Origin of the sequence: Streptomyces asoensis (genome assembly GCF_016860545.1) — a bacterium.
Lineage (GTDB): Bacteria > Actinomycetota > Actinomycetes > Streptomycetales > Streptomycetaceae > Streptomyces > Streptomyces asoensis.
Genome location: NZ_BNEB01000002.1, coordinates 1,120,180 through 1,143,508, shown reverse-complemented (window position 1 = coordinate 1,143,508; position 23,329 = coordinate 1,120,180). Strand labels below are relative to the sequence as shown.

General features: G+C 71.9%; 22 protein-coding genes. 10 read left to right on the top strand and 12 right to left on the bottom strand.

Annotated features, from left to right (window positions below):
- Positions 1–53 precede the first annotated feature (53 nt).
- Together Saso_RS08100 and Saso_RS08095 are read right to left on the bottom strand one after the other, a co-directional pair.
- A complete protein-coding gene (locus tag Saso_RS08100) occupies positions 54–1,469 on the bottom strand; it encodes a DEAD/DEAH box helicase (protein WP_189922742.1) in 1,416 nt (471 codons plus the stop codon).
- Positions 1,470–1,680: 211 nt separating this feature from the next.
- The gene (locus tag Saso_RS08095) at positions 1,681–1,884 is read right to left on the bottom strand and encodes a cold-shock protein (RefSeq protein WP_020125862.1); all 204 of its coding nucleotides are present in this window, start codon (positions 1,882–1,884) and stop codon (positions 1,681–1,683) included.
- Between the two features lie 398 nt (positions 1,885–2,282).
- Here Saso_RS08095 and Saso_RS08090 point away from each other — a divergent pair, with 398 nt between their 5' ends.
- The gene (locus Saso_RS08090) at positions 2,283–3,023 is read left to right on the top strand and encodes a class I SAM-dependent DNA methyltransferase (RefSeq protein ID WP_189922744.1); all 741 of its coding nucleotides are present in this window, start codon (positions 2,283–2,285) and stop codon (positions 3,021–3,023) included.
- Between the two features lie 11 nt (positions 3,024–3,034).
- Here Saso_RS08090 and Saso_RS08085 read toward each other — a convergent pair whose 3' ends face one another.
- Complete coding sequence (locus tag Saso_RS08085; protein WP_189922745.1) at positions 3,035–3,463, bottom strand: YjbQ family protein; 429 nt, start codon at positions 3,461–3,463, stop codon at positions 3,035–3,037.
- A gap of 132 nt (positions 3,464–3,595) precedes the next feature.
- Between Saso_RS08085 and Saso_RS08080 the strand changes: the two genes are divergently transcribed.
- Entirely contained in the window at positions 3,596–4,711 is a 1,116-nt protein-coding gene (locus Saso_RS08080; RefSeq protein WP_189922867.1) for an NAD(P)-binding domain-containing protein, read from the top strand.
- Between the two features lie 12 nt (positions 4,712–4,723).
- On the opposite strand, the gene mltG is transcribed toward Saso_RS08080, so the two are convergent.
- Both mltG and Saso_RS08070 read right to left on the bottom strand, forming a co-directional pair.
- On the bottom strand, positions 4,724–5,578 hold the full coding sequence (gene mltG, locus Saso_RS08075; protein ID WP_189922747.1) for an endolytic transglycosylase MltG: 855 nt from the start codon (positions 5,576–5,578) through the stop codon (positions 4,724–4,726).
- A gap of 53 nt (positions 5,579–5,631) precedes the next feature.
- Positions 5,632–7,434 (bottom strand): ABC transporter ATP-binding protein, encoded by a 1,803-nt coding sequence (locus Saso_RS08070; protein ID WP_189922749.1) that lies wholly within the window; start codon positions 7,432–7,434, stop codon positions 5,632–5,634.
- A gap of 93 nt (positions 7,435–7,527) precedes the next feature.
- Here Saso_RS08070 and Saso_RS08065 point away from each other — a divergent pair, with 93 nt between their 5' ends.
- Complete coding sequence (locus Saso_RS08065) at positions 7,528–8,043, top strand: MarR family winged helix-turn-helix transcriptional regulator (protein WP_189922751.1); 516 nt, start codon at positions 7,528–7,530, stop codon at positions 8,041–8,043.
- A gap of 105 nt (positions 8,044–8,148) precedes the next feature.
- On the opposite strand, the gene Saso_RS08060 is transcribed toward Saso_RS08065, so the two are convergent.
- On the bottom strand, positions 8,149–9,810 hold the full coding sequence (locus Saso_RS08060) for a peptide-N4-asparagine amidase (RefSeq protein WP_307822207.1): 1,662 nt from the start codon (positions 9,808–9,810) through the stop codon (positions 8,149–8,151).
- Between the two features lie 69 nt (positions 9,811–9,879).
- The gene (locus Saso_RS08055; protein ID WP_189922755.1) at positions 9,880–10,623 is read right to left on the bottom strand and encodes a L,D-transpeptidase family protein; all 744 of its coding nucleotides are present in this window, start codon (positions 10,621–10,623) and stop codon (positions 9,880–9,882) included.
- A gap of 244 nt (positions 10,624–10,867) precedes the next feature.
- Here Saso_RS08055 and Saso_RS08050 point away from each other — a divergent pair, with 244 nt between their 5' ends.
- The 4 genes from Saso_RS08050 to Saso_RS08035 all read left to right on the top strand — a co-directional run bounded on the left by Saso_RS08050 (position 10,868) and on the right by Saso_RS08035 (position 15,625).
- Entirely contained in the window at positions 10,868–12,685 is a 1,818-nt protein-coding gene (locus Saso_RS08050; RefSeq protein WP_189922757.1) for an ABC transporter transmembrane domain-containing protein, read from the top strand.
- Entirely contained in the window at positions 12,682–14,517 is a 1,836-nt protein-coding gene (locus Saso_RS08045) for an ABC transporter ATP-binding protein (RefSeq protein WP_189922759.1), read from the top strand. The genes Saso_RS08050 and Saso_RS08045 overlap by 4 nt, the downstream gene beginning before the upstream one ends.
- A gap of 313 nt (positions 14,518–14,830) precedes the next feature.
- A complete protein-coding gene (locus Saso_RS08040; RefSeq protein ID WP_189922761.1) occupies positions 14,831–15,301 on the top strand; it encodes a DUF5709 domain-containing protein in 471 nt (156 codons plus the stop codon).
- 66 nt (positions 15,302–15,367) lie between these two features.
- Positions 15,368–15,625, top strand: a complete 258-nt coding sequence (locus Saso_RS08035) for a type B 50S ribosomal protein L31 (protein WP_189922763.1) — start codon at positions 15,368–15,370, stop codon at positions 15,623–15,625.
- 23 nt (positions 15,626–15,648) lie between these two features.
- On the opposite strand, the gene Saso_RS08030 is transcribed toward Saso_RS08035, so the two are convergent.
- A complete protein-coding gene (locus tag Saso_RS08030) occupies positions 15,649–16,443 on the bottom strand; it encodes a metal-dependent hydrolase (RefSeq protein ID WP_189922765.1) in 795 nt (264 codons plus the stop codon).
- Between the two features lie 145 nt (positions 16,444–16,588).
- On the opposite strand from Saso_RS08030, the gene Saso_RS08025 reads away from it, so the two are divergent.
- Both Saso_RS08025 and Saso_RS08020 read left to right on the top strand, forming a co-directional pair.
- Positions 16,589–19,102 carry a DEAD/DEAH box helicase gene (locus tag Saso_RS08025; RefSeq protein WP_189922768.1) on the top strand — a complete coding sequence of 838 codons (2,514 nt, stop codon included), beginning with the start codon at positions 16,589–16,591 and terminating at the stop codon, positions 19,100–19,102.
- A gap of 49 nt (positions 19,103–19,151) precedes the next feature.
- Entirely contained in the window at positions 19,152–20,018 is an 867-nt protein-coding gene (locus Saso_RS08020) for an acyl-CoA thioesterase (protein WP_189922770.1), read from the top strand.
- A gap of 10 nt (positions 20,019–20,028) precedes the next feature.
- Here Saso_RS08020 and Saso_RS08015 read toward each other — a convergent pair whose 3' ends face one another.
- Both Saso_RS08015 and Saso_RS08010 read right to left on the bottom strand, forming a co-directional pair.
- A complete protein-coding gene (locus tag Saso_RS08015; protein WP_189922771.1) occupies positions 20,029–20,916 on the bottom strand; it encodes a DUF6397 family protein in 888 nt (295 codons plus the stop codon).
- A 139-nt stretch (positions 20,917–21,055) separates the two neighbouring features.
- Positions 21,056–21,469 carry a roadblock/LC7 domain-containing protein gene (locus Saso_RS08010; RefSeq protein ID WP_189922773.1) on the bottom strand — a complete coding sequence of 138 codons (414 nt, stop codon included), beginning with the start codon at positions 21,467–21,469 and terminating at the stop codon, positions 21,056–21,058.
- A 105-nt stretch (positions 21,470–21,574) separates the two neighbouring features.
- Between Saso_RS08010 and Saso_RS08005 the strand changes: the two genes are divergently transcribed.
- The gene (locus tag Saso_RS08005; RefSeq protein ID WP_189922775.1) at positions 21,575–22,003 is read left to right on the top strand and encodes a PPOX class F420-dependent oxidoreductase; all 429 of its coding nucleotides are present in this window, start codon (positions 21,575–21,577) and stop codon (positions 22,001–22,003) included.
- A 52-nt stretch (positions 22,004–22,055) separates the two neighbouring features.
- Here Saso_RS08005 and Saso_RS08000 read toward each other — a convergent pair whose 3' ends face one another.
- Positions 22,056–22,661: a GTP-binding protein gene (locus tag Saso_RS08000; protein ID WP_189922777.1), complete on the bottom strand. Its 606-nt coding sequence runs from the start codon at positions 22,659–22,661 to the stop codon at positions 22,056–22,058.
- A 247-nt stretch (positions 22,662–22,908) separates the two neighbouring features.
- Positions 22,909–23,319, bottom strand: a complete 411-nt coding sequence (locus tag Saso_RS07995; protein ID WP_189922779.1) for a DUF742 domain-containing protein — start codon at positions 23,317–23,319, stop codon at positions 22,909–22,911.
- Between the last annotated feature and the right edge of the window lie 10 nt (positions 23,320–23,329).

The following is a 23,329-nucleotide window of genomic DNA, read 5'->3' as shown; positions in this document are numbered from 1 at the left end:
GACGACCCTAGGTCGTGTCCGGCGCTTGCGGTCGTCCCCCGCGGTGCGAGCGCCTAGGCTCCCCGGCGTACCCGGGCCGCGGCGCGGGCCTCGGCGGTCCGGCGCGCCTCGGCGGCCTTGCGGGACTCGCCCCCGCGGCCCGGCCGGCCGGGGCGGGTTCCCATGCCGCGGAAGGGGGCGCCGCCGCGCTTGGGGCCCTCCGTGGCGGCGGGTGCGGCGCCCGCGACGGGGACGCCCGAGGGAGCCTGGGCGCCGGTGATCCGGCTGAGCTCGGCCTCACCCGAGCGGACCTGTGTGATGTTCGCCCTGATGCCCGCCTCGGACAGCAGCCGGGCCATGTCCCGGCGCTGGTTGGGCAGCACGAGGGTGACGACCCTGCCGGACTCGCCGGCCCGGGCCGTCCGGCCGCCGCGGTGCAGGTAGTCCTTGTGGTCGGCGGGCGGATCGACGTTGACGACGAGGTCGAGGTCGTCGATGTGCAGACCGCGGGCCGCGACGTTGGTCGCCACCAGCACGCTCACCTGGCCGTCCTTGAACCGGCCCAGGGTGTGGTTGCGCTGGGGCTGCGACTTCCCGCCGTGCAGCGCGGCGGCCCTGACTCCACTGCCCTGCAAGTGCCGGGTGAACTGGTCGACGGCGTGCTTGGTGTCCAGGAACATCAGCACGCGGCCGTCGCGGGCGGCGATCTCGGTGGCGGTGGCGTACTTGTCGGCGCCGTGCACCTGGAGCACGTGGTGCTCCATCGTGGTGACCGCGCCGGCGGACGGGTCGACCGAGTGGACCACCGGGTCGTGGAGGTAGCCGCGGACCAAGGCGTCGATGTTGCTGTCGAGCGTGGCCGAGAAGAGCAGGCGCTGGCCGTCGGGGCGCACCTGGTCGAGCAGGGCGGTGACCTGCGGCATGAAGCCCATGTCGGCCATCTGGTCGGCCTCGTCGAGGACGGTGATGCCCACCCGGTCCAGACGGCAGTCCCTGCGCTCCACGAGATCCGTGAGGCGGCCGGGGGTCGCGACGACCACCTCGGCGCCGGCCCGCAGCGCACCGGCCTGCCTGCCGATCGACATGCCGCCGACCACCGTGGCCAGCCGCACCTTGAGCAGCCGGGCGTACGGGGTGAGCGCGTCGGTGACCTGCTGGGCCAGCTCCCGGGTGGGGACGAGGACCAGGGCGAGCGGCTTGCGGGACTCGGCCCGCCGGCCGGCCGTGCGCACCAGCAGCGCGAGGCCGAAGGCGAGGGTCTTGCCCGAGCCCGTGCGCCCGCGGCCCAGGACGTCCCGGCCCGCCAGCGCGTTGGGCAGGGTGGCCGCCTGGATCGGGAACGGCTCGTGCACGCCGAGCCGGGTGAGCGTCTCCAGCAACTCGGTGGGCATGTCCAGTTCACCGAAGGACGTGACCGCGGGAAGTGCGGGGGTGACGGTGACCGGCAGGGCGAACTCGAAACGGTCATTCGTGCGAGCTGAACGGCTCATGGGAGAACCTTCCTCGACGGGGCACGCATCGAGGAATTCCCGGCGGCAATACGCCGGACGAATTGCAAGCACGAGCCGGAGTGCGGGCCGCGAACCAGGCCCAGAACTGGACTGAAAATGAGACTGAAGGAATTCCGGCGAAATGCCGGAACAGCAGCAAGCTGGGGTCCGCACCGAGCGGTGCGGACCCCAGCTTCACTTACGCTTCGCGTCAGGCGGGCGTGATGTTCTCCGCCTGCGGGCCCTTCTGGCCCTGCGTGACGTCGAAGTTCACCTTCTGGCCTTCCTGAAGCTCACGGAAGCCCTGGGTGGCGATGTTCGAGTAGTGGGCGAAGACATCGGGGCCGCCGCCGTCCTGCTCGATGAAGCCGAATCCCTTTTCCGAGTTGAACCACTTGACGGTGCCAGTAGCCATGTCACATCTCCTTCGGGGCAGTGCCCAGGGGTTCACACCGTGTGAACCCATGCGTTGCCACAATGAACCCCGTCCGGATGAGCACCGGAGATACAAAAGTGCCCGACGGCAGAGGGCCGTCGAGGCACTTGAAGTTTCGGGAACCACAACTGCAACTAGCACGAAGCCTAGCACGGCACATACAACCGCACTACCTTTCGCCCGCACGGCGCCGGATCGGTGGCGTGAGGCTGTACGAACCTGAATACACGCGAAAGGTTAACTTTCAGATTACACAGGATGCGTCCGACGAGAACTCCCCGGCGAACGTTCGGGGGCGGCGAGGCGGGCGCGGGCGGGCCGGGCCGTGCGGAATATGCGTCGACAGGGCGCGCCGGCGCCCGGCAGAGTGACCTCCCGTGACGAGCAGCGAACTGTGGACCCGGGCGACCGCCGACCGCTACGACGCCGAGGAGACCGAGATGTCCTCGGCCGCCGTCCTCGGCCCGACCGTCGACTTCCTCGCCGAACTCGCCGGAGGGGGAGCGGCGTTGGAGTTCGCGATCGGGACCGGCCGGGTGGGTGTGCCGCTGCGGCGGCGCGGTGTGCGGGTGGCGGGCATCGAGCTCTCCGAGCCCATGGCGGCGGTCCTGCGGCGCAAGATCGACGAGGACGCGCTCCCCGTCACCCTCGGGGACATGGCCACGACCGTCGTCCCCGGCGAGTTCACCCTCGTGTACCTCGTCTACAACACCCTCTCCAACCTCCTCACCCAGGACGAGCAGGTCGAGTGCTTCCGCAACGCGGCGCGGCACCTGGCGCCCGGCGGCCGTTTCGTCGTCGAGCTGGGCGTACCGCCGCTGCGGTTCCTGCCGCCCGGGCAGGTCGCGGTGCCGTTCGACGTCTCCGAACGGCATCTCGGCTTCGACACCTTCGACCTGGCCGGGCAGATCCTCGTTTCGCACCACTTCACCCGGGACGGCGACGACGGCCGCCACCGCCGTGACGCCTCCCGCCACCGGTACGCCTGGCCCGCCGAGCTGGACCTGATGGCGCGGATCGCGGGCCTCGCACTGGAACGGAGGGTCGCGGACTGGGACGGCACCCCCTTCACCGGGGACTCCGCCAAGCACGTCTCCGTCTGGCGCAAGCCGCTCTGACAGGACCGGCCTCAGAGCCCGCCGAGGAACGACAGCCGCACCTGGCGGTCCGGGTTGTCCTTGTTGGTGTCGACCAGACACACCGACTGCCAGGTGCCCAGGGCCGGCCTGCCGTCCAGGACGGGCAGGGTCGCGTGCGGCGGGACGAAGGCGGGCAGGACGTGGTCGCGACCGTGCCCCGGGCTGCCGTGGCGGTGCTGCCAGCGGTCGTCGGCGGGAAGGAGCGTGTGCAGGGCGGCCAGCAGGTCGTCGTCGCTGCCGGCGCCCGTCTCGATGATCGCGATGCCCGCGGTGGCGTGCGGGACGAACAGGTTCAGCAGGCCGTCCCGGCCGGCGGCCACCTCACGCAGGAACGACTCGCACTCCCCGGTGAGATCGACGACCCTCTCCCGGGAACCTGAGGCGATGTGCAGAACTCGGGTGGTGAACGCATCTGACATCCCCCCATCCTGACCCATCCGCCCCCTTCCACACCTGTCCGGCCGACCCGAGTGCGCCCCGGCCGTCCGGCGCGTCACACCCGGGCGGGGAAGATCTACGACCGTTCCACCGTTGGTAGAACCGTGAACAACTTGGGTGAGGTCGAGGACCCCGCGGGCGAGGCGCATGGGGTCGACGAGGCGCGTGAGGTCGACGTGGTCGTCATCGGCGCCGGACAGGCCGGTCTGGCCGCCGCACACCACCTGCGGCGCACCGGTTTCGAGCCCGAGCGCGACTTCGTGGTGCTCGACCACGCCCCCGCCCCGGGAGGCGCCTGGCAGTTCCGCTGGCCGTCGCTCACGTACGGCAAGGTGCACGGGATGCACGCGCTGCCCGGGATGGAGCTGACGGGCGCCGATCCCGACCGGCCGTCGGCCGAGGTCGTCCCCGAGTACTTCGAGGCCTACGAGCGCGCCTTCGACCTGCGCGTACGGCGTCCCGTCGACGTGCGGGCCGTACGGGAGGGCACCGGCGGGCGCCTGCTCGTCGAGTCCTCCGACGGGGTGTGGTCCACCCGGGCCCTGATCAACGCCACCGGCACCTGGGACCGGCCGTTCGTGCCGCGCTACCCCGGCCAGGAGACGTTCCGCGGACGTCAGCTGCACACCGCGCGGTATCCGGGTCCCGAGGCCTTCGCCGGTCTGCGGGTGGTCGTCGTGGGCGGCGGCGCGTCCGCCACACAGCACCTGCTCGAGATCGCGCCGTACGCGGCGGGGACGACCTGGGTGACACGGCGGCCCCCCGTCTTCCGCGAGGGACCCTTCGACGAGGACGCGGGCCGCGCCGCGGTCGCCCTGGTGGAGGAGCGGGTGCGACAGGGCCTGCCGCCCAAGAGCGTGGTGTCCGTGACGGGACTGCCGCTCAACGACGCGATCCGGCGGGGGCTCGCCGACGGGGTCCTGGACCGGCTTCCGATGTTCGACCGGATCACCGAGGACGGCGTGGAGTGGGACGGCGGACGGCACGTCGCCGCCGACGTGATCCTCTGGGCGACCGGATTCCGGGCCGCCGTCGACCACCTCGCGCCCCTGCGGCTGCGCGAGCCGGGAGGCGGTATCCGGGTCGAGGGCACCCGGGCGGTCGCCGATCCGCGGGTCCACCTCGTCGGCTACGGACCGTCGGCGAGCACCATCGGCGCCAACCGGGCCGGGCGCGCGGCCGTACGGGACATCAGGCGGCTGCTCGCGCGGGAGCCGGTCGCCGTCTGATGCCCCGCCCGGTCATCCGGCGGCCGCGGCCCGGCTCTTCGCGGTCTCCCCGCTGCGGTTGAACTCGGCGACGTTGCGCAGGTGTTCGGCGTAACCGGCCGTGAAGCGCGTGTCGCCCGGCTTGACCGTGACGAAGTACAGCCAGTCCCCCGGGGTGGGGCTGACGGCCGCGCGCATCGCCTCCTCGCCGGGGTTGTCGATCGGCGTGGGCGGCAGCCCCATGCGCTGATAGGAGTTGTAGGGGCTCTCGACACGCGTGTCACGCTCCGTCGTCCTCGGCGTGAAGCGGTTGAGTCCGTAGTTGACGGTCGAGTCCATCTGTAGCGGCATGCCGCGCTCCAGCCGGTTGAACACCACCCGGGCCACCTTGCCCATGTCCGCCTTGTCGGCGGCTTCGGCCTGCACGATGCTGGCCACGGTGACCGTCTGGTAGACGTTCATCGCGGTGCGCTGCGCGCCGGCCGCGAGGGGCGCCCGGCCGAACCGCTTGTTGGCCGTGTCGACCATGTAGGTCAGCAGGGTCTGCGGCGTCGCCTTCTCGTCCAGCGGGTACGTCGCGGGGAAGAGGTAGCCCTCCGGGTTCCCGTCTGCGTCGTCCGGCAGTTTCAGGGCGGCTTTCGGCAGTGCGTTCCTGGTGGTGCCCGCCGGGAGGGCGAGCGCCTTGTCGACGGCGTCGAAGACCTGGCTCGCGCGCCACCCCTCGGGGATGACGAGGGTCGCCCGCCCGGCCTCCGTCTTCGCGTTCTCCAGACTCAGCAGCGGCACCGCCACGGCGGTGCCGGCCACGACGGCTCCGGTCGCGATGAGGACGAGTCGGCCCCGGCGCGTCAGTCGAATCGCGCTCCGAGGCGGTGTGTTCATCTGCATGCGGGCACGGTATCCCTCAGATCATCACAAAACCGGCATCACGTGCCATGTCTTCATCTGGTCGGCTCCAGGCGGGCGTCACGCCGCACCAGCGCCGCGTACCGTCCGTCCTGTCGCAGCAGTTCCTCGTGCGTACCCCGTTCGGCCACCTGCCCGGAGTCGAGGACGACGATCTGGTCGGCGCCCCGCACGGTGGACAGCCGGTGGGCGATGGTGATCGTGGTGCGGTTGGCCGAGAGCGCGTCGATCGCCTCCTGGACGGCCTGTTCCGTACGGGTGTCCAGGGCGCTGGTCGCCTCGTCGAGGATCAGCACAGGCGGATCGCGCAGGATGGTGCGGGCGATGGCCAGCCGTTGCTTCTCCCCACCGGAGAACCGGTGGCCGCGCTCGCCGACGACCGTGTCGTAGCCGTCGGGCAGGGCGGCGATGTGGTCGTGTATCTGCGCCGCGCGCGCGGCCGCGTGGAGCTCCTCTTCGGTGGCGTCGGGCTTGGCGAAGCGCAGGTTGTCGGCGACCGTGGCGTGGAAGAGGTACGTCTCCTGCGAGACGACGCCGACCGCGCGCGCGAGGGTGTCGAAGTCCAGGTCGCGGACGTCGACGCCGTCCAGGGTGACCCGGCCGCCCGTCACGTCGTACAGGCGCGGCACCAGGTAGCCCAGCGTGGACTTGCCGGCGCCCGTCGGGCCGACCACGGCGAGGGCGGTGCCGGCGGGGACGGTGATGTCGATTCCGTCGAGGACGGGCCCGCCCTTGCCCTCGTACCGGAAGGTGACGTCCTCGAAGCGGACCTCGCCCTTGATCCGGTCGAGGCGGACCGGGTCCGCGCGTTCGGTGATGTCGACGGGGAGGTCCAGGTACTCGAAGATCCGCTGGAAGAGGGCCAGGGAGGTCTGGATCTGCACGCCGGTCGACAGCAGGCTGACGGCGGGCCGGAACAGGCCCTGCTGGAGCGAGACGAAGGCGACGATCGTGCCGAGCGACACGTCGGGTCCACCGAACTGGAGGGCCATGCCCGCGGCCCAGTAGATGACGGCCGGCATGGCGGACATGACGATGCCGATCACGGCCATGCGCCAGCGTCCGGCCATGCTGGACCGCACCTCGAGGTCGACCAATTGCTCGGATTCCTCGGCGAAGGAGCGGGTGAGGGAGTCCGAGCGGCCCATGGTGCGGCCGAGCAGGATCCCGCTGACCGACAGCGACTCGGTGACCGTGGCGGCCATCGCGGCCATCTGCTTCTGGCGCTGGGTGGTGATCTTCTTGCGTTCGTTGCCGACGCGCCGGCTGATCCACACGAACACCGGCAGCAGGAGGAGCGAGACGACGGTCAGCCGCCAGTCGAGGGCGATCATCGCCACGACGGTCGCGACCACGCTCGTGAAGTTGGAGACCAGCGAGGTGGCGGTGGAGGTGACGGTGGCCTGCATACCGCCGATGTCGTTGGCGATGCGGGACTGCACCTCGCCGGTGCGCGTACGCGTGAAGAAGGCGAGGGACATCCGCTGGAGGCGGTCGTATACGGCCGTGCGCAGGTCGTGCATGACGCGCTGACCGACGGTGGTGGAGATCAGGGTCTGGAGGACGCCGAAGACTCCGCTGAGGACGGCACTGAGGATCATGCCGAGGGCGAGGAGTCCGAGCAGGCCGGTGCGTCCCTGCGGAATGGCGACGTCCAGCGTCTCCTTCAGCAGGAACGGTGTGGCCACGGTGACCAGGGAGGCGGCGGCGACCAGGAGGCCGACGACCGAGAGCCGGGCACGGTAGGGCTTGAAGAGCGCGAGGATGCGGCGCACCTGCCGAGGCTGGTCGGTCGGGGTGCCGGGCGAGGGGGACCAGTCGATGTGATCGCGGGGCATGGCTCCTACGGAGGGTGAGACGGTGCGGACAGACGGAGCATAGCTCATTGTTACCTATACTCACAATGAACTGCATCCTGATATTGTTCCCCCATGACGACCCCCGATTCCGACAGCGCGCTCGCCGAGCAGCTGCTGCGGCTCACGCGCCGGGTGCACCGCATCCAGAAGCACCATCTGGAGCGGAGCGGGCTCGGCGTCACCCCGGCCCAGGCCCGGCTGCTGCGCACGCTGGCGCACTGCGACGCACCGCCGCGCATGGCCGACCTCGCCGAACGCCTGGAGGTGGTCCCCCGGGCCGTCACGACCCTGGTCGACGCCCTGGAGGCGGGCGGCAAGGTGCGGCGCATGCCGGACCCCGCCAACCGGCGCGTGATCCGGATCGAGCTGACGGAGGACGGCCACAAGGCCCTGCGCCGGCTGCGGGGCGCGCGGATGTCCGCCGCGGAGGAGATCCTCGATCCGCTGACGGACCTGGAGCGCGAGGTGCTGAGCGGCCTGCTGGACGCCCTGGTGGGCGGAGCGCCGGACGGCACACCGACGCACCCGCACGGGCACGGACATGGGCGCGGGGAGGGCGGCGGGCCGGGTCCGGGACGCAACTGCTGAAGCCCCGCCCGGACACCGTGCCGCGCGCCCGCCCTCAGCGGCCCCGGCGACCGGGGCCCCGCCGGAGGCGGGAGCCGCCCCGGAGGCGGGAGCCGGGCCCAGGGGTCAGCAGCGCCGGCGGTTCTCGGTCAGCACCCCCTGTGCGGTGGCCAGCCGACGGTCGTAGCAGCCGTCCGGGCCGTACGACCGGTAGCGCTCGCTCGTCGTGCCGACGGCGTGGCGCTGGTCCCGGGGTACGCCGACGATGAAGGTGGCGTCACCGGCATACGTGTCGTCGAGCCGCGACCAGGACACCAAACGTCCGTCCCGCCGCGTCACGGCGTCGGCCCGGTCCCCCAGCGTCAGCACGGTCCGCAGCCGGTCGTCCGCGCCCAGGGTGGTGGTGCCGTTCATGGTGTAGGTCCGGCTGATGCGCGTCGTCAGCGACGTCCGGCGGCCGTCGACGGTGACGGACTCGTCGTCCGTCCAGGAGGCGTCGAGACCGTCCACGCTCTCGCCGTCGGTCCAGCGGTGCGCGGAGGTGTTCGCGAGGGTGCGCGTCACGGTGGTCCGCACCCGTCCGTGCGAGGTGTCGAGGTACCCGGCGACCGTCAGGCGGTGGCCGCCCGTCGTGTCGACGCGGTGCTCGGCGCCGGGCGTGTAGGTGGCCGAGTCGGTCAGCTCGCCCGCGTCGTGCGCGAGGAGCCCGCCGCCGACGACGGCCTTGCCGGGATCCTGCCAGACGAGCACGTCGACCGGCGTGCTCCAGCCGCTCTGCCCCTCGGGCACGCCGACGACCGACACCTCGACCCGGTGCGCGCGGCCGTCGTTGAACAACCCCGCGAACGGCGTCAGGTCGTACTCGATCGGCTTGATGTCGAAGGCACGGGGCCCGGGGACCACGTACCAGAGGAAGGGGTTGCCCAGGCCACCGGTCCACACGGTCGGGAAGGGGGCGGCGATCCCGGCAGGTCGGCCGTCGACCTCGACCTGCACCTCCCGGTACGGCCCGTCGCCGGCGCGGCACGAGTAGGGCGCGGCCGAGGGCACCGTCAGGTACCAGTACTCCTCGCATCCGCCGCCGGATCCGGTCGCGTAGACCTCGGCGACCACGCGTTCGCTGTTGCGCGGGGTGGTGAGGGTCGTGCCCTGCGGACCCCGGTCGAGGGTGAGGACGCGGTCGGGGACGCCGGCCGCCTCACCCGCGTAGAACGTGAGCGTCACCTTGACGTCGATCACGCCCGTGTAGGTGTCGTCGACGACGTTGCCGATGAGCATCTCCACGTCCTGGGCGGAGCGGAAGGTGGCGCTGTAGCGGGTGACGTCCTTCTCGACCGACCACTCGATCCCGTCGGGCGACGGTTCGGGCGTCGACGTGCGGAAGATCTCCACCCCGCCGACCTGGACATGGCCGAGCCGGTCGAACTGCCGCCCGCGGACCTTGCCGTCGAGCCGCAGCACCACCTTGCTCCAGTGGTCGCCGCAGCCGTCCGGCGGGACGTACGAGCCGCGGTACGGCGTGAAGTCGCGGAACTGCGCCTCGGCGAGGGTGACCCGGCAGCTCCTGGTGTGGGGCTTGGTCACGGGCGGCGCGGCGGTGAGGGGGTCGTGCCAGTCGCCGCCGAACTCGGCGGGCACCCCTGGGGAGGGGGACGAGGCCGAGGCAGAGGCCGTCGGGGGCGACGGGGAAGAGGTGAGGGGCGCCGCCCGTACCGTGCCGCTCCCCAGGACGGTGCTCGCCAGGAGGACCGCCCCGGTGAGCATGGACATGCAAATCCGGCTTCTCATGGCCGGTGTTCTACGGGCAGTCGGCCGTTCCCCGCAATGACGCCTCGGCCCACGGGGCCGGGACCCGGCCTACGCTCGCAGCGCGTCCCTGTCCCCCATCACCACCACGGGATGCCGGGCCGGGTCGAGGGTGCGCAGCAGGTACTCCATCGCCGTCCTGGACAGGCCGACGCAGGCCGAGGTGCCGCTGCCGTGGTCCAGGTGCAGCCAGATCCCGCCGCCCTTGTCCTCCCCCTGCGGCCGCGTCGGGTCGTTGGGCGGGGCGCCCTTGACGCGGTTGTAGTCGATGGCGATGACGTAGTCGAAGTCGTGCCAGTGCGACCGCGCCCACGAGCGCGGCGCCGCGAAGGCGGCGGACCGGGTGTACGGCAGCCTGGTGCCGGGATCGGCCAGGACACCCCCCGCGTCGGTGAGCGTGAACACGCCGACAGGGCTTCGGTTGTCACCGGCCCGGTGCCGGACGGTCCAGCCCTTCTTGCCGTTGTGACCCCGCCAGCTGCGGACCCGCTCCCAGCCCCCGTCGCTCCTGGTGTACAGCACGACGGTGGAGTTCGCGGAGTCCTTCCCGTCGCCGTACACCGCCAGGACCTGGCCCGAAACCGCCGGGATCCGGCTCCGCAACCGGTCCCCGACGTCGGGCAGCCCCGTCGCCGCCGCCGTCCCCCGCGAGGCACCGCCCGTGCCGGCGCCCGCTCCGGGCGCACCGTCACCCCCGCGCTCCACGGTCGCACCACCGCACGCGTACAGAACCACGAGCAGGAGGCCGCAGACCACCGTCACCGCTCCTGGACGCCGCCGGTCCCCAGATCCCATCGGCCCATGCTCGCACCACCCTCCGGGCCCGGGCGCCGTGTTCCGGACATCCGGGCCGTGTCGGACAGCTGCCGGATCCGGCCGACGCCACGGAAAACCGGTTGATTGTGACCATGATCCGGCGCGAACCTTGCACGGTTTGCTGCCGCTCCCGGCGGACCCTCCGGTCCGCCCACCCCTCCCACCTGCCTACCTTCTCCCGCCTGCCTCCCTCCCATCCCCTGACTCGAGCCACTGGGACGTCATGCAGATCCAAGACCTTCCTTACCCCGACCCGGGCGTGCCCGACGCACGCTCGGGGCCCCGCTTCCTGTGGTGGCTCGGCCGAAACCAGCTGGGCGGCCAGTTCAAGGCCCTGGCCTGGGGACTGCTGCACTTCGTCGCCGTCTCGGCGCAGCCGTTCTGCGTCGGTCTGGCCGTCGAGGCCGTCGTGGACCGTTCCGGCACCCGACTGGCCCTGACCGGCGGCCTGATGGGCCTGTGCGGTGCCGCCACCGCGGTCGGGGACACCTTCCTGCACCGCGCCGCCGTCACCAACTGGATCACCGCCGCCGCCCGCGTCCAGCAGCTGCTCGCCCGCAAGGCCTCACAGCTGGGCTCCGCGCTGACCCGGCGGGTCGCGGCCGGTGAGGTCGTGTCCGTCTCCACGGGTGACGTCGAGAAGATCGGCTGGTTCGTGGAGGCCGTGTCCCGCTTCACCGCCGCGGCCCTCACGGTCCTGGTGGTCTGCGTCGGCCTGGTCGTCTACCAGCCCGCACTGGGTGTCGTGGTCGCCGTGGGTCTGCCGGTCGTCGCGTTCGCCGCGCTGCCCCTGCTGCCCCCGGCCACCCGGCGGGCCGACCTCCAGCGCGAGAAGGCCGGACGCGCCACCGAACTCGCCTCGGACACCGTGGCCGGTCTGCGGGTGCTGCGCGGGATCGGCGGCGAGGACCTCTTCCTCGACCGCTACCGCAGCGCCTCGCAGGAGGTCCGGCACGCGGCGGTGCGCAGCGCGCGCATGTGGTCGCTGATCAGCGCCGTCCAGGTGCTGCTGCCGGGACTGCTGCTGATCACCGTCGTCTGCTACGGCGTCCACCTGGCCCGCGAGGGCCGCATCAGCGTCGGCGAACTGGTGACCGTCTACAGCTCCGTCATGGTTCTGGCCTATCCCCTCAGGCACTTCGAGGAGATCGCGATGGCCTACTCCTTCTCCCGTCCGTCGGCCCGACGCGCCGCACGCGTGCTCTCCCTCGAACGGGTCACCGACATCGGCGGGTCACGCGCGGCCGAGACCCCCTCGGGCGATCTGTACGACCCCGCCACCGGCCTGCTCGCACCCGCGGCCCGGCTCACGGCCGTGGTGTGCGGCGACCCGGACGCCGCCGGCCGGCTGGCCGAGCGGCTGGGCGGGCATCCCCCGGAGGACAGCCCGTCGGTACTGCTCGGCGGAGTCCCGCTGAACGAACTGCCGCTGGACAGCGCCCGTACGGCGGTCCTCGTCCAGGACAAGGATCCCGTCCTGCTGTCCGGCTCCCTGCGGGAGCTGCTCGACGTGCCCGCCTCGGGCGGGGTCGACACGGGGACGGCGCTGGCCGCCGCCCAGTGCGGGGACGTCCTTGACGCCCTCGTCCAGGGTTCGCTGGACGCCGACGACCCGCTGGACGCCCGGCTCACCGAGCGGGGCCGGTCCCTCTCCGGCGGCCAGCGGCAACGGCTGGCCCTCGCCCGCTCCCTGATCACGGACCCCGAGGTCCTCGTCCTGGACGAACCCACCTCGGCCGTCGACTCGCACACCGAGGCGCGGATCGCCGAAGGCCTGCGCGAGGTGCGGGCGGGGCGCACGACCGTCGTGTTCACCTCCTCTCCCCTGCTGCTGGACCGGGCCGACCGGGTGGTACTCGTCCACGAGGGCGAGGCCGTCGCGGTCGGCGCGCACCGCGAACTGCTGCGCCGCGAACCCCGGTACCGGGCCGTGGTCACCCGGGAGACCGAGGAGGAAGCCGGACTTGACGAACTCGGCGCACTCGAGGGGCTCAAGGAGCTCGAAGTGATCGAACGAGAAGAGATCGAGGAGACGGCATGATCGGCGTGGCGCCGCCCGCGTACGACCCGGCGGCACCGACGACGGCGAACACGCTGCCCGTCGGCGCCCCCTCGACCGTCCGCGACTACGTGGCCGAACTCCTGCGCCGGCATCGCCGCGCCTTCGTGCTCCTGCTGCTGGTGAACACGGTCGCCACCGTCGCCTCGATGGTGGGCCCGTGGCTCCTCGGCGACCTCGTGGAGCGGTTGTCGGACGGTGTGCGCGAGCTCCACCTCGGGCTCGTCGCCACGCTGTTCGTACTCGCCCTGGTCGTCCAGGCGGCCTTCGTACGGGAGGTGCGGCTGCGCGGCGCGATGCTCGGCGAGCGGATGCTCGCGGACCTGCGCGAGGACTTCCTCGTGCGCTCGGTGCGACTGCCACCGGGCGTGCTGGAGCGTGCCGGGACCGGCGACCTGCTCTCCCGGATCACGACGGACATCGACCGGCTGGCCAACGCGATGCGCGAGGCCGTGCCCCAGCTGACCATCGGCGTGATGTGGGCTCTGCTGCTGCTCGGCGGGCTGGTCGTCACCGCGCCGCCGCTGGCGCCGGCCGTCCTGGTCGCCGTGCCGCTGCTGGTGGTGGGGTGCCGCTGGTACTTCAGGCGGGCGCCGGCCGGCTACCGCTCCGAGGCCGCCGGCTACGCGGCCGTGGCCGCCGCCCTGGCCGAGACCGTGGACGCCGGCCGCACCGTCGAGGCGCACCGGCTCGGCGACCGCCGCGTCGCGATCTCCGAGCAGCGCATCCGGCAGTGGACTGCTTGGGAACGCTACACATTGTGGCTTCGGTCGGTGCTGTTCCCCGTCATCAACCTGGTGCACGTCACGGTCCTCGGCTCGGTCCTCATGCTCGGCGGGGCGTTCGTCCTCCAGGGCTGGATCGACGTCGGTCAGCTGACGACGGGCGCGCTGCTGGCGCAGATGCTCGTCGACCCGGTGAACCTGATCCTGCGCTGGTACGACGAGCTCCAGGTGGCCCAGGTGTCGCTGGCCCGCCTCGTCGGAGTGCGTGACATCGAGCCCGACGGCGGGGACACCCGGCTGGTGCCGGACGGACGCGACGTGCACGCCGACCGTGTCCACTTCGGCTACCGCAAGGGCGTCGACGTGCTGCGCGAGGTGACGCTGGAGGTGTCCCCCGGTACCCGCCTGGCCCTGGTCGGCCCGTCGGGGGCCGGCAAGTCCACCCTGGGCCGGCTGCTCGCCGGTATCTACGCGCCCCGCGACGGCCGGATCACGCTCGGCGGGGCCGAGCTGTCGCGGATGACCGCCGAACGGGTCCGCTCCCATGTGGCGCTCGTCAACCAGGAGCACCACGTCTTCGTCGGTTCGCTGCGCGACAACCTCCGGCTCGCCCTCCCTCACGCCCGGCTCCGTCCGAGCGACGGGACGCCGACGGGCGGTGCGGACGCGGCGGCCTCCGAGGACGCGGAGCTGTGGGCGGCGCTCGGCGCGGTCGACGCGGACGGCTGGGCACGGGCCCTGGACGACGGACTCGACACCGAGGTCGGTTCCGGCGGGGTGGCCCTGACCCCGGCGCAGGCCCAGCAGATCGCGCTGGCCCGGCTGGTCCTGGCCGATCCCCACACCCTGGTGCTGGACGAGGCGACCTCGCTGCTCGACCCGCGTGCGGCCCGGCACCTGGAGCGGTCCCTGGCCCGTGTCCTGGACGGCCGTACCGTCGTCGCCATCGCCCACCGATTGCACACGGCCCACGACGCCGATGTCATCGCCGTCGTCGAGAACGGTCGCATCAGCGAGCTGGGCAGCCACACCGAGCTGGTCGCGGCGGACGGCGCGTACGCGGCACTCTGGCGGTCGTGGCACGGCTGAGCCACCCCCCCGGGACCCGCTCCCGACCGCCCCGGGCACGCGTAGTCCGGTCCCGGCCGGGGGCCCGGGCGTCCCGCGGGCGGGAGGGGGCGGGCCGCGACCCGTTGACCCGGGGCCGGACCGTCCCTTCCCGCCCCCGCGTCGCCTCTGGCGTTGCGCGGTCCCGACGGGGGGTGGAACGCTGGAGAGCGGCACCCGCGCGGGAAGCGGCCGGGATCCGAACGGAACGTCCCGCGCCCGCCCGGTGCCCCGTGCGGCGGCACCCCGCCGCCGACCGCGATGAGGACGGGGACGCCACCCCCTGGAGGTACCCGTGAACAGTGCCGACGGATGGGGGGACGACGTCTACCAGCCCGACTCCTCCGACATCCAGGACGACGCCGGACTGCTCGACGCCGAGGACACGCTGGAGAACGACGGCGTCGACGATCCTCTCGACCGCGGCTGGTCCCCGCCGGACCGCCCGTGGGCTGTCGAGCACACCGGTGTGACCGCCGCCGAGCGCCGGGAGGGCGAGAGCCTGGAGCAGCGGCTCGCGGAGGAGATGCCGGAGCTCGACGCTCCGGACGGCGACGGCCTCGGCGATTGCGACGGCACCGACGGGGAACTCCTCGACAACGAAGTCGGCGCCGCGCGTTCCGGCCGGCTCGTGGCACCGGACGAGGGGGTCCACGAGGACGAGGAGAGCGCGCTGATCGCCACGGACGTGGGTATCGACGGCGCGGCGGCCTCCGCCGAGGAGGCCGCGATGCACATCGTCGACGAGGACGCCCTGTCCGGTTGATCCGCACCCGGCGGACCCGGCCGTCCACGGTCGGTCGCCGCCGCCCGCACCGCTGGAGGAGCACGCATGCAGCAGGACAAGCAGCCCGACTACCACGCGGTCGTCTTCCGCGACCGGACCGCCGGATACGCGTTCCTGACCCGGTCCACCGCGACCAGCGACCGGACCATCGAGTGGGACGACGGGGAGACCTACCCGGTGGTGGACGTGGAGATCTCCTCCGAGAGCCACCCCTTCTACACCGGAAAGTCGCGGACCGTGGACGCGGAGGGCCGGGTGGCCCGCTTCGAGCGGCGCTACGGCGACGGCGGGGCGATGACCTGATCCGGCGGTGCCGGACGCCAGGGTCAGATGTAGTTGAGGGCCGCCGCCCCGCCCACTCCGCCGAGCACCATGAACACGGGCATCAGGACCTTCAGCTCGACCCAGCTGCCCGCCCGGAAGCGCATCGCCTTGGGCGGACCGATCGGGTACCAGCGCTTGCGCCCGACCGGGATGGGCCACAGCACCGGGCAGCCCGAGACGGTCAGCGCGTCGCCGATGTCGTGCACCAGCGCGCCCAGCACGATCGGCAGCCCCAGCCACAGGTACTGCTGACCGGGTTCGGTGAACAGCCAGTCCGAGCCGTTGCCCGGCTTGTCCAGCACTCCGGCGAGGATCCAGGCGCTGGTGGCGGCCAGCAGCCACACCAGCACATCGCTGCTGGATCCCCGGGCCGCGCGCCACAGCAGCCCCTCGATCGCCAGCACCATGTGCACGAAGAGCAGCGCCAGCACCGCCCAGCGGCCACCGGTGATGGCCAGCGCCGACGCGCCCCCGCCGATCATGACGGCCCACAGCCAGGTGTGCGTGAGGGTCCGGTGCCCGCCGGAGCGACGCGGGTCGCCCTGCTTGCGGGTGGCCTTGTAGACGGCGTAGGAGAGCTTGTCGACGATCTCGCACAGCCAGCGGGAGAGCGGTCCGAAGGCCCGGGAGATGGTGGCGGCCTTGTGGTCGAGGTCCGGGGCGAGTGCCGCTCCGGCGCAGATCAGCGCGCCGGCGAGCAGGACCGGCCAGGGCATCGTGTGCCCGGCCGCGGCGGCGGCCGCACCGACGCCGAGCCAGGCGGCGGCGCCCGACAGTGAGTGTGCTGGTCCCATCATGGCCGTGGCCCGCCCTATTCCTCGAATACCGCTGTGCAGTTGACCGGGTGCGTTGACGCTCCGTCGGCGACACAGCGTAGCGTTCGTGATCTTCGGGCCGGCATCCGATTCCCCTCTCCGGGACGCGGGCAGGCAAGATGGGGGCGTGACCCTCATCGATCAGTTGCCTCCGACCGCAGATCCCGACGCCCTGTACGAAGCCTTCGAGTCCTGGGCGCAGGAGCGTGGTCTGACGCTCTACCCCCACCAGGAGGAGGCGCTGATCGAGGTGGTCTCCGGGGCGAACGTGATCGTGTCGACGCCCACCGGATCCGGCAAGAGCATGATCGCGGCGGCCGCGCACTTCGCCGCGCTCGCCCGTGACGAGGTCACCTTCTACACGGCTCCGATCAAGGCGCTGGTGTCGGAGAAGTTCTTCGAGCTGTGCAAGATCTTCGGCACGGAGAACGTCGGCATGCTGACCGGCGACGCGTCCGTGAACTCCGACGCCCCGGTGATCTGCTGCACGGCCGAGGTGCTGGCCTCGATCGCGCTGCGCGACGGCCGCAACGCCGACGTCGGCCAGGTCGTCATGGACGAGTTCCACTTCTACGCGGAGGGCGACCGCGGCTGGGCCTGGCAGATCCCCATCCTGGAGCTGCCCCAGGCGCAGTTCGTGCTCATGTCGGCCACGCTCGGCGACGTGTCCTTCTTCGAGAAGGACCTCGCGCGGCGCACCGGCCGTCCCACGTCCGTGGTCCGCTCGGCGACCCGGCCCGTGCCGCTGTCCTACGAGTACCGCTACACCCCGATGACGGAGACGCTCAGCGACCTGCTGGTGACCAGGCAGGCGCCCGTCTACATCGTGCACTTCACGCAGGCCCAGGCGGTGGAGCGGGCGCAGGCGCTGATGAGCATCAACATGTGCTCGCGCGAGGAGAAGGAGCGGATCGCCGACCTGATCGGCAACTTCCGCTTCACCACGAAGTTCGGTCAGAACCTCTCGCGCTACGTGCGGCACGGCATCGGCGTCCACCACGCCGGCATGCTGCCCAAGTACCGGCGCCTGGTGGAGAAGCTCGCGCAGGCCGGTCTGCTGAAGGTGATCTGCGGTACGGACACGCTCGGCGTGGGGGTCAACGTCCCCATCCGCACGGTGCTCTTCACGGCGCTGACGAAGTACGACGGCAACCGCGTGCGCACGCTGCGGGCCCGGGAGTTCCACCAGATCGCGGGCCGGGCCGGCCGGGCCGGCTTCGACACGGCGGGCCTGGTGGTCGCGCAGGCCCCCGAGCACGTGATCGAGAACGAGAAGGCCCTCAGCAAGGCCGGCGACGATCCGAAGAAGCGTCGCAAGGTGGTGCGCAAGAAGGCGCCGGAGGGGTTCGTGGGCTGGACGGAGAACACCTTCGACAAGCTCATCGAGTCCGACCCGGAGCCGCTGGCGTCCCGCTTCCGGGTCACCCACACGATGCTGCTGTCGGTGATCGCCCGTCCCGGCAACGCCTTCGAGGCGATGCGTCACCTGCTCGAGGACAACCACGAACCGCGCAGGCAGCAGCTGCGGCACATCCGGCGCGCGATCGCGATCTACCGCTCGCTCCTGGACGGCGGGATCGTCGAGAAGCTCGACGAGCCGGATGCCACGGGCCGTGTCGTCCGCCTCACGGTGGACCTCCAGCAGGACTTCGCGCTGAACCAGCCGCTGTCCACCTTCGCGCTGGCCGCGTTCGAACTGCTGGACCCGGAGTCGCCGTCCTACGCGCTCGACATGGTCTCGGTCGTGGAGTCCACGCTCGACGACCCGCGCCAGATCCTGGCCGCCCAGCAGAACAAGGCGCGGGGCGAGGCCGTGGCCGCGATGAAGGCGGACGGTGTCGAGTACGAGGAGCGGATGGAGCGTCTCCAGGACGTCTCGTACCCCAAGCCCCTGGAGGAGCTGCTCTTCCACGCGTACGACACCTACCGCAGGAGTCACCCGTGGGTGGGCGACCATCCGCTGTCGCCGAAGTCCGTCATCCGCGACATGTACGAGCGGGCGATGTCCTTCACGGAGCTGGTGTCCTACTACGAGCTGGCCCGCACCGAGGGGATCGTGCTGCGCTACCTGGCCGGCGCCTACAAGGCCCTCGACCACACCGTCCCCGACGATCTCAAGTCGGAGGACCTCCAGGACCTGGTGGAGTGGCTGGGCGAGATGGTGCGCCAGGTGGACTCCAGCCTGCTCGACGAGTGGGAGCAGCTCGCGAACCCGGCGGAGATGACGGCCGAGGAGGCGCAGGAGAAGGCGGACGAGGTCAAGCCGGTCACGGCCAACGCCCGGGCCTTCCGGGTCCTGGTCCGCAACGCGATGTTCCGTCGTGTCGAGCTCGCCGCCCTGGACCACGTCGACCAGCTGGGCGAGCTCGACGGCGAGTCCGGCTGGGACGCCGACGCGTGGGGCGAGGCGATGGACAAGTACTGGGACGAGTACGACGACCTCGGCACCGGCCCCGACGCCCGGGGCCCGAAGCTGCTGGTCATCCAGGAGGAGCCGCAGAACGCCCTGTGGCGGGTCCGCCAGATCTTCGACGACCCCGAGGACGACCACGACTGGGGCATCAGCGCGGAGGTCGACCTCACGGCGTCCGACGCCGAGGGCCGCGCGGTCGTCCGGGTCACCGCGGTGGGCCAGTTGTGAGAAGCGGAGCGGACACGCACGAGGGCACGGGCACAGGAGAGACACACCGATGACGAATCCGGCCGAGAGGCTCGTCGACCTGCTCGACCTCGAGCAGATCGAGGTCAACATCTTCCGCGGCCGCAGTCCGCAGGAGTCCCTGCAACGGGTCTTCGGCGGCCAGGTGGCGGGACAGGCGCTGGTCGCGGCCGGCCGGACCACCGACGGGGACCGGCCCGTGCACTCGCTGCACGCGTACTTCCTGCGCCCGGGCCGACCGGGTGTCCCGATCGTGTACCAGGTCGAACGGGTGCGGGACGGGCGGTCGTTCACGACCCGCCGGGTCACCGCGGTCCAGCAGGGGCGGACGATCTTCAATCTCACCGCCTCCTTTCACAAGCCTGAGGAAGGTCCTTTCGAGCACCAGTTGCCGCCGGCGCGTGAGGTCGCGGACCCGGAGTCCCTGCCGACGGTCGCCGAGGAGATCCGTAAGCATCTGGGCGCGCTGCCGGAGCAGTTGGAGCGGATGGCCCGCCGCCAGCCCTTCGACATCCGCTACGCGGACCGGCTGCGCTGGACCGACGAGGACGTCAAGGAGGCCGAGCCGCGCAGCGCGGTGTGGATGCGGGCGGTCGGGCCGCTCGGCGACGATCCGCTCGTCCACACCTGCGCGCTCACCTACGCCAGTGACATGACCCTTCTCGACGCGGTGCGGCTTCCGGTCGAGCCGCTGTGGGGGCCGCGGAACTTCGACATGGCCTCGCTGGACCACGCGATGTGGTTCCACCGGCCGTTCCGCGCGGACGAGTGGTTCCTGTACGACCAGGAGTCGCCGATCGCCACCGGCGGCCGCGGTCTGGCCCGCGGGCGGATCTACGACCGGGAGGGACGTCTGCTGGTGTCCGTCGTCCAGGAGGGCCTGTTCCGGGCGCTGTAGGTCGGGTGGATCACCCGCCCCGGCGGCGCAGCCGGCTCAGCAGGCCGCGTGTCGGCCGACCGGGCAGGCCGGGCGGGTCCGGTGGCCCGGTGGGCGGAGCCGGGACCGGTTTCGGTGCGGGGCGGGGCGCTGGCTGCGCGGCGCGGGCTTCTTCCAGGGTGCGTGCCAGGTCGGCCCTGAGCCATGCGATCTCGTCGGGGTCGGACGCTGTGGCGATCTTCTCGACGAGGTGGGCGGCCGGCGTGCCGGGCGTGCTGTGGCCCGGGGGTCCCGGCCGGAACCTGTTCAGGTGGGAGCGTTCGTAGGGGTCCTTGACGATCTGCGAGACCTGGAGCGGGTCGAGAAGGGCGGCCAGGGCTCCGGCGCGCTGCCAGGGGCCTTCGGCCCGACGGCACAGAAAGCCCAGGTGACGTCCGCGCCAGTTCCGGGCCCGCAGGTCGACGCCCGCGGCCAGTCGGCTCCGCAGCGCCTCCGGGGTGCGCCCCGACAGCAGGAAGGCGTTGCTCCGCTCGGCGGCGAACTGCGTGAGTTCGTCCGCGAGGTACAGCCAGACGACGGCCCGGTACCGGTTGAGGTAGAAGGTGACCGGCACGATGAGTCCCAGCCGGGCGAGGCGGGTGAACCGGGTGGGGGCCACCCCGAGCAGGGCGGCGCCCTCGCGGGTGCCGACGGCCAGCACGCGCTTGCGCAGGGTCTCGGGGAAGCCCGGGTCCGCGCGGAGCCGCTCGATCTCCGCGCGGGCCACCCTGTGGCCCCCGCCGCCCTCGTCGGGCACGGTCCTGACGCGTCCGAGGTGTACCGCGAGGTCGTACTCGCTTCGCTTCAATTCGAGTTCACGCGCCGCTCGGCCCGGCGTGCGGAAGTCGGGGTGCGGTCGCGTGACGGTGCTGTCTGACATGGTCGGTCTCCCCCGTGGAGTGATGTGGTGCGGAGCGGGCCCACGCCGTCGGCGGTGGCCCCGGGAAAAACCGTAGCCGGGATCGCCGCTCTGCCGCGGGGCCTGTGGATAACTCCACGGGGAGGGACAGAAGTCCAGGTCAGAGCTCTTCGAGTGGTGCGCGGTCGGGCTGTCGGGCGTCCACGGTCAGGTGCTCCCCGACCCGGTTGACGAGCAGGGTCATCTCGTAGGCGATCTGCCCCATGTCGGCTTCCGCGTCGCTGAGCACGCACAGGCAGCTGCCGGTGCCCGCGGCGGTGACGAACAGCACCGCGTCGTCGAACTCGATCATCGTCTGCCGCACTCCGCCCGCCCCGAAGTGCCGCCCGGAGCCCTTGGCCAGGCTGTGCAGTCCGGACGAGACGGCGGCGAGGTGCTCGGCGTCCTCCTGCGGCAGTCCGGTGCTGGCTCCCGCCACCAGCCCGTCGGTCGACAGGACGAGTGCGTGCCGTACGTGGTCGACGCGCCCGGTCAGGTCGTCGAGCAGCCAGCCCAGCCCCTGGTTCTGCGCCATGTCCCGCTCCCCGTGTGACGTTCCCCGTGTGCTCCTCCGCCGCTGCGGAGAATCCGCCCGCCAGCCTTCCCCACGAGCGGCCGCGGGAGCAAGGAGGATGGCGGCATGGCACAGAAGATGACCGATGAGGAATGGCGGGCGTTCGTCCTGGACGGCACCCGCACCGGGAAGCTCTGCACCGTACGGGCCGACGGCAGCCCGCACGTGGCGCCGATCTGGTTCCTGCTGGACGGGGACGAGGTGGTGTTCAACACCGGCAGGGACACGGTGAAGGGCCGCAACCTGACCCGCGACGGCCGGGTCGCCCTGTGTGTCGACGACGACCGCCCGCCGTTCGACTTCGTGGTGCTCCAGGGCCGGGCGCGCGTCTCGGAGGACCTCGACGAGGTCCGGCACTGGGCGACCCGTCTCGCGGCGCGCTACATGGGCGAGGAACGGGCCGAGGAGTTCGGTGCCCGCAACGGCGTCCCGGGTGAACTGCTCGTGCGCGTCGCCGTCGACAAGGTCCTGGCGCAGAAGCGCGTGGCGGACTGAGGGCACCGGGCGGACCCCGAAACCCCCTGTCCATGCTCAGGTCGGGGTTCCGTCAGCCCACGGAGTCGAGGAGCCGGGCGGTGTGCATCCGCCCGGCGTATTCGACCAGCCGGATCAGTACCTCCTTGCCCGAGTCGCGGTCCCTGGCGTCGCACAGGACGACGGGGGTGCCGCCGTCGAGGTCGAGGGCGCGCGAGACGTCCTGGGCGCCGTAGGTCCGCGAGCCCGTGAAGCAGTTGACGGCGACGACGAACGGGATGTGCCGGTGCTCGAAGTAGTCGACCGCGGGGAAGCAGTCCTCGAGCCGCCGGGTGTCGGCGAGGACCACCGCGCCCAGGGCCCCCTGGGACAACTCGTCCCACAGGAACCAGAAGCGGTCCTGTCCGGGCGTGCCGAACAGGTAGAGGGAGAGGCCGGAGCGGATGGTGATCCGGCCGAAGTCCATCGCGACGGTCGTCGTCACCTTCTGGTCCACGCCTTCGGTGTCGTCCACCGAACGTCCGGCCTGGCTCAGCAGTTCCTCGGTGCGCAGCGGTTTGATCTCGCTGACCGCGCCCACCATCGTGGTCTTGCCGACGCCGAATCCGCCGGCGACCAGAATCTTCAACGCCAGGGGGGTCGTGTCGCCGCCCGTGGCATCGCAGTGCTCGGAGACCATGGATCACTTCTCTCGGGAGTGTCGGCAACGGTCGGGGTCGAGGGGTGCGCCGTTCCGCGGCGCCGGGCTCACGCGCGGTCTCGGCGCCGCGCTGCGAAGTCAGCATCATGACAACCGCGGTGCTCCCGTGAGGGGTTCGACCGCTGTCCGCCTGATGTGACCGACTTTTGTCCGCTCCGGGTCCGAAGACGTGCCCGAGTCGGTGTGCGGTGCGTCCGTACGCGTCCGGGATGCTCCGAGGTGTCGGCTACAAGGCGCGCAGCCCCTCGATGACTTCGCGCAGGATCCGCTCGTCGGGCAGTTGTGCGGGCGGCACGGGGCGGCTGACCCTGACGCGGCCGAGTTCCAGCAGATCTCCGAGGAGCACCCGGACCACGCCCACGGGAAGGTCCGCGCCGGCCGACAGTTCGGCGACGGACTGGGTCTCCTTGCGGCACAGGGCGATGAGGGCGCGGTGTTCCGGTCCGAGCGCCGCGCCGTCCGTGCCCGGTGCGCCGGGGTCCAGGGTGACCAGCGCTATCAGGTCGAAACGCACTCCGGTGGGCCCGGGTTTCGTGCGCCCGCCCGTCATGGCGTAGGGGCGCACGAGCGGGCCGGCCTCGTTGTCGTACCACTGGCTGCCCGGCTCACGCGGGGGGCCGGTCATGTCCTCGGTCATCTGCGCGGGT

Coding starts and splice junctions, on each gene's coding strand:
- Saso_RS08035 (WP_189922763.1), top strand. CDS start 15,368: ATGCAGCAGGACAAGCAGCCCGACTACCACGCGGTCGTCTTCCGCGAC.
- Saso_RS08030 (WP_189922765.1), bottom strand. CDS start 16,443: ATGATGGGACCAGCACACTCACTGTCGGGCGCCGCCGCCTGGCTCGGC.
- Saso_RS08050 (WP_189922757.1), top strand. CDS start 10,868: ATGCAGATCCAAGACCTTCCTTACCCCGACCCGGGCGTGCCCGACGCA.
- Saso_RS08000 (WP_189922777.1), bottom strand. CDS start 22,661: ATGGTCTCCGAGCACTGCGATGCCACGGGCGGCGACACGACCCCCCTG.
- Saso_RS08085 (WP_189922745.1), bottom strand. CDS start 3,463: ATGTCAGATGCGTTCACCACCCGAGTTCTGCACATCGCCTCAGGTTCC.
- Saso_RS08010 (WP_189922773.1), bottom strand. CDS start 21,469: ATGGCGCAGAACCAGGGGCTGGGCTGGCTGCTCGACGACCTGACCGGG.
- Saso_RS08065 (WP_189922751.1), top strand. CDS start 7,528: ATGACGACCCCCGATTCCGACAGCGCGCTCGCCGAGCAGCTGCTGCGG.
- Saso_RS08055 (WP_189922755.1), bottom strand. CDS start 10,623: ATGGGATCTGGGGACCGGCGGCGTCCAGGAGCGGTGACGGTGGTCTGC.
- Saso_RS08005 (WP_189922775.1), top strand. CDS start 21,575: ATGGCACAGAAGATGACCGATGAGGAATGGCGGGCGTTCGTCCTGGAC.
- Saso_RS08060 (WP_307822207.1), bottom strand. CDS start 9,810: ATGAGAAGCCGGATTTGCATGTCCATGCTCACCGGGGCGGTCCTCCTG.
- Saso_RS08070 (WP_189922749.1), bottom strand. CDS start 7,434: ATGCCCCGCGATCACATCGACTGGTCCCCCTCGCCCGGCACCCCGACC.
- Saso_RS07995 (WP_189922779.1), bottom strand. CDS start 23,319: ATGACCGAGGACATGACCGGCCCCCCGCGTGAGCCGGGCAGCCAGTGG.
- Saso_RS08095 (WP_020125862.1), bottom strand. CDS start 1,884: ATGGCTACTGGCACCGTCAAGTGGTTCAACTCGGAAAAGGGATTCGGC.
- Saso_RS08015 (WP_189922771.1), bottom strand. CDS start 20,916: ATGTCAGACAGCACCGTCACGCGACCGCACCCCGACTTCCGCACGCCG.
- Saso_RS08045 (WP_189922759.1), top strand. CDS start 12,682: ATGATCGGCGTGGCGCCGCCCGCGTACGACCCGGCGGCACCGACGACG.
- Saso_RS08100 (WP_189922742.1), bottom strand. CDS start 1,469: ATGAGCCGTTCAGCTCGCACGAATGACCGTTTCGAGTTCGCCCTGCCG.
- Saso_RS08020 (WP_189922770.1), top strand. CDS start 19,152: ATGACGAATCCGGCCGAGAGGCTCGTCGACCTGCTCGACCTCGAGCAG.
- mltG (WP_189922747.1), bottom strand. CDS start 5,578: ATGCAGATGAACACACCGCCTCGGAGCGCGATTCGACTGACGCGCCGG.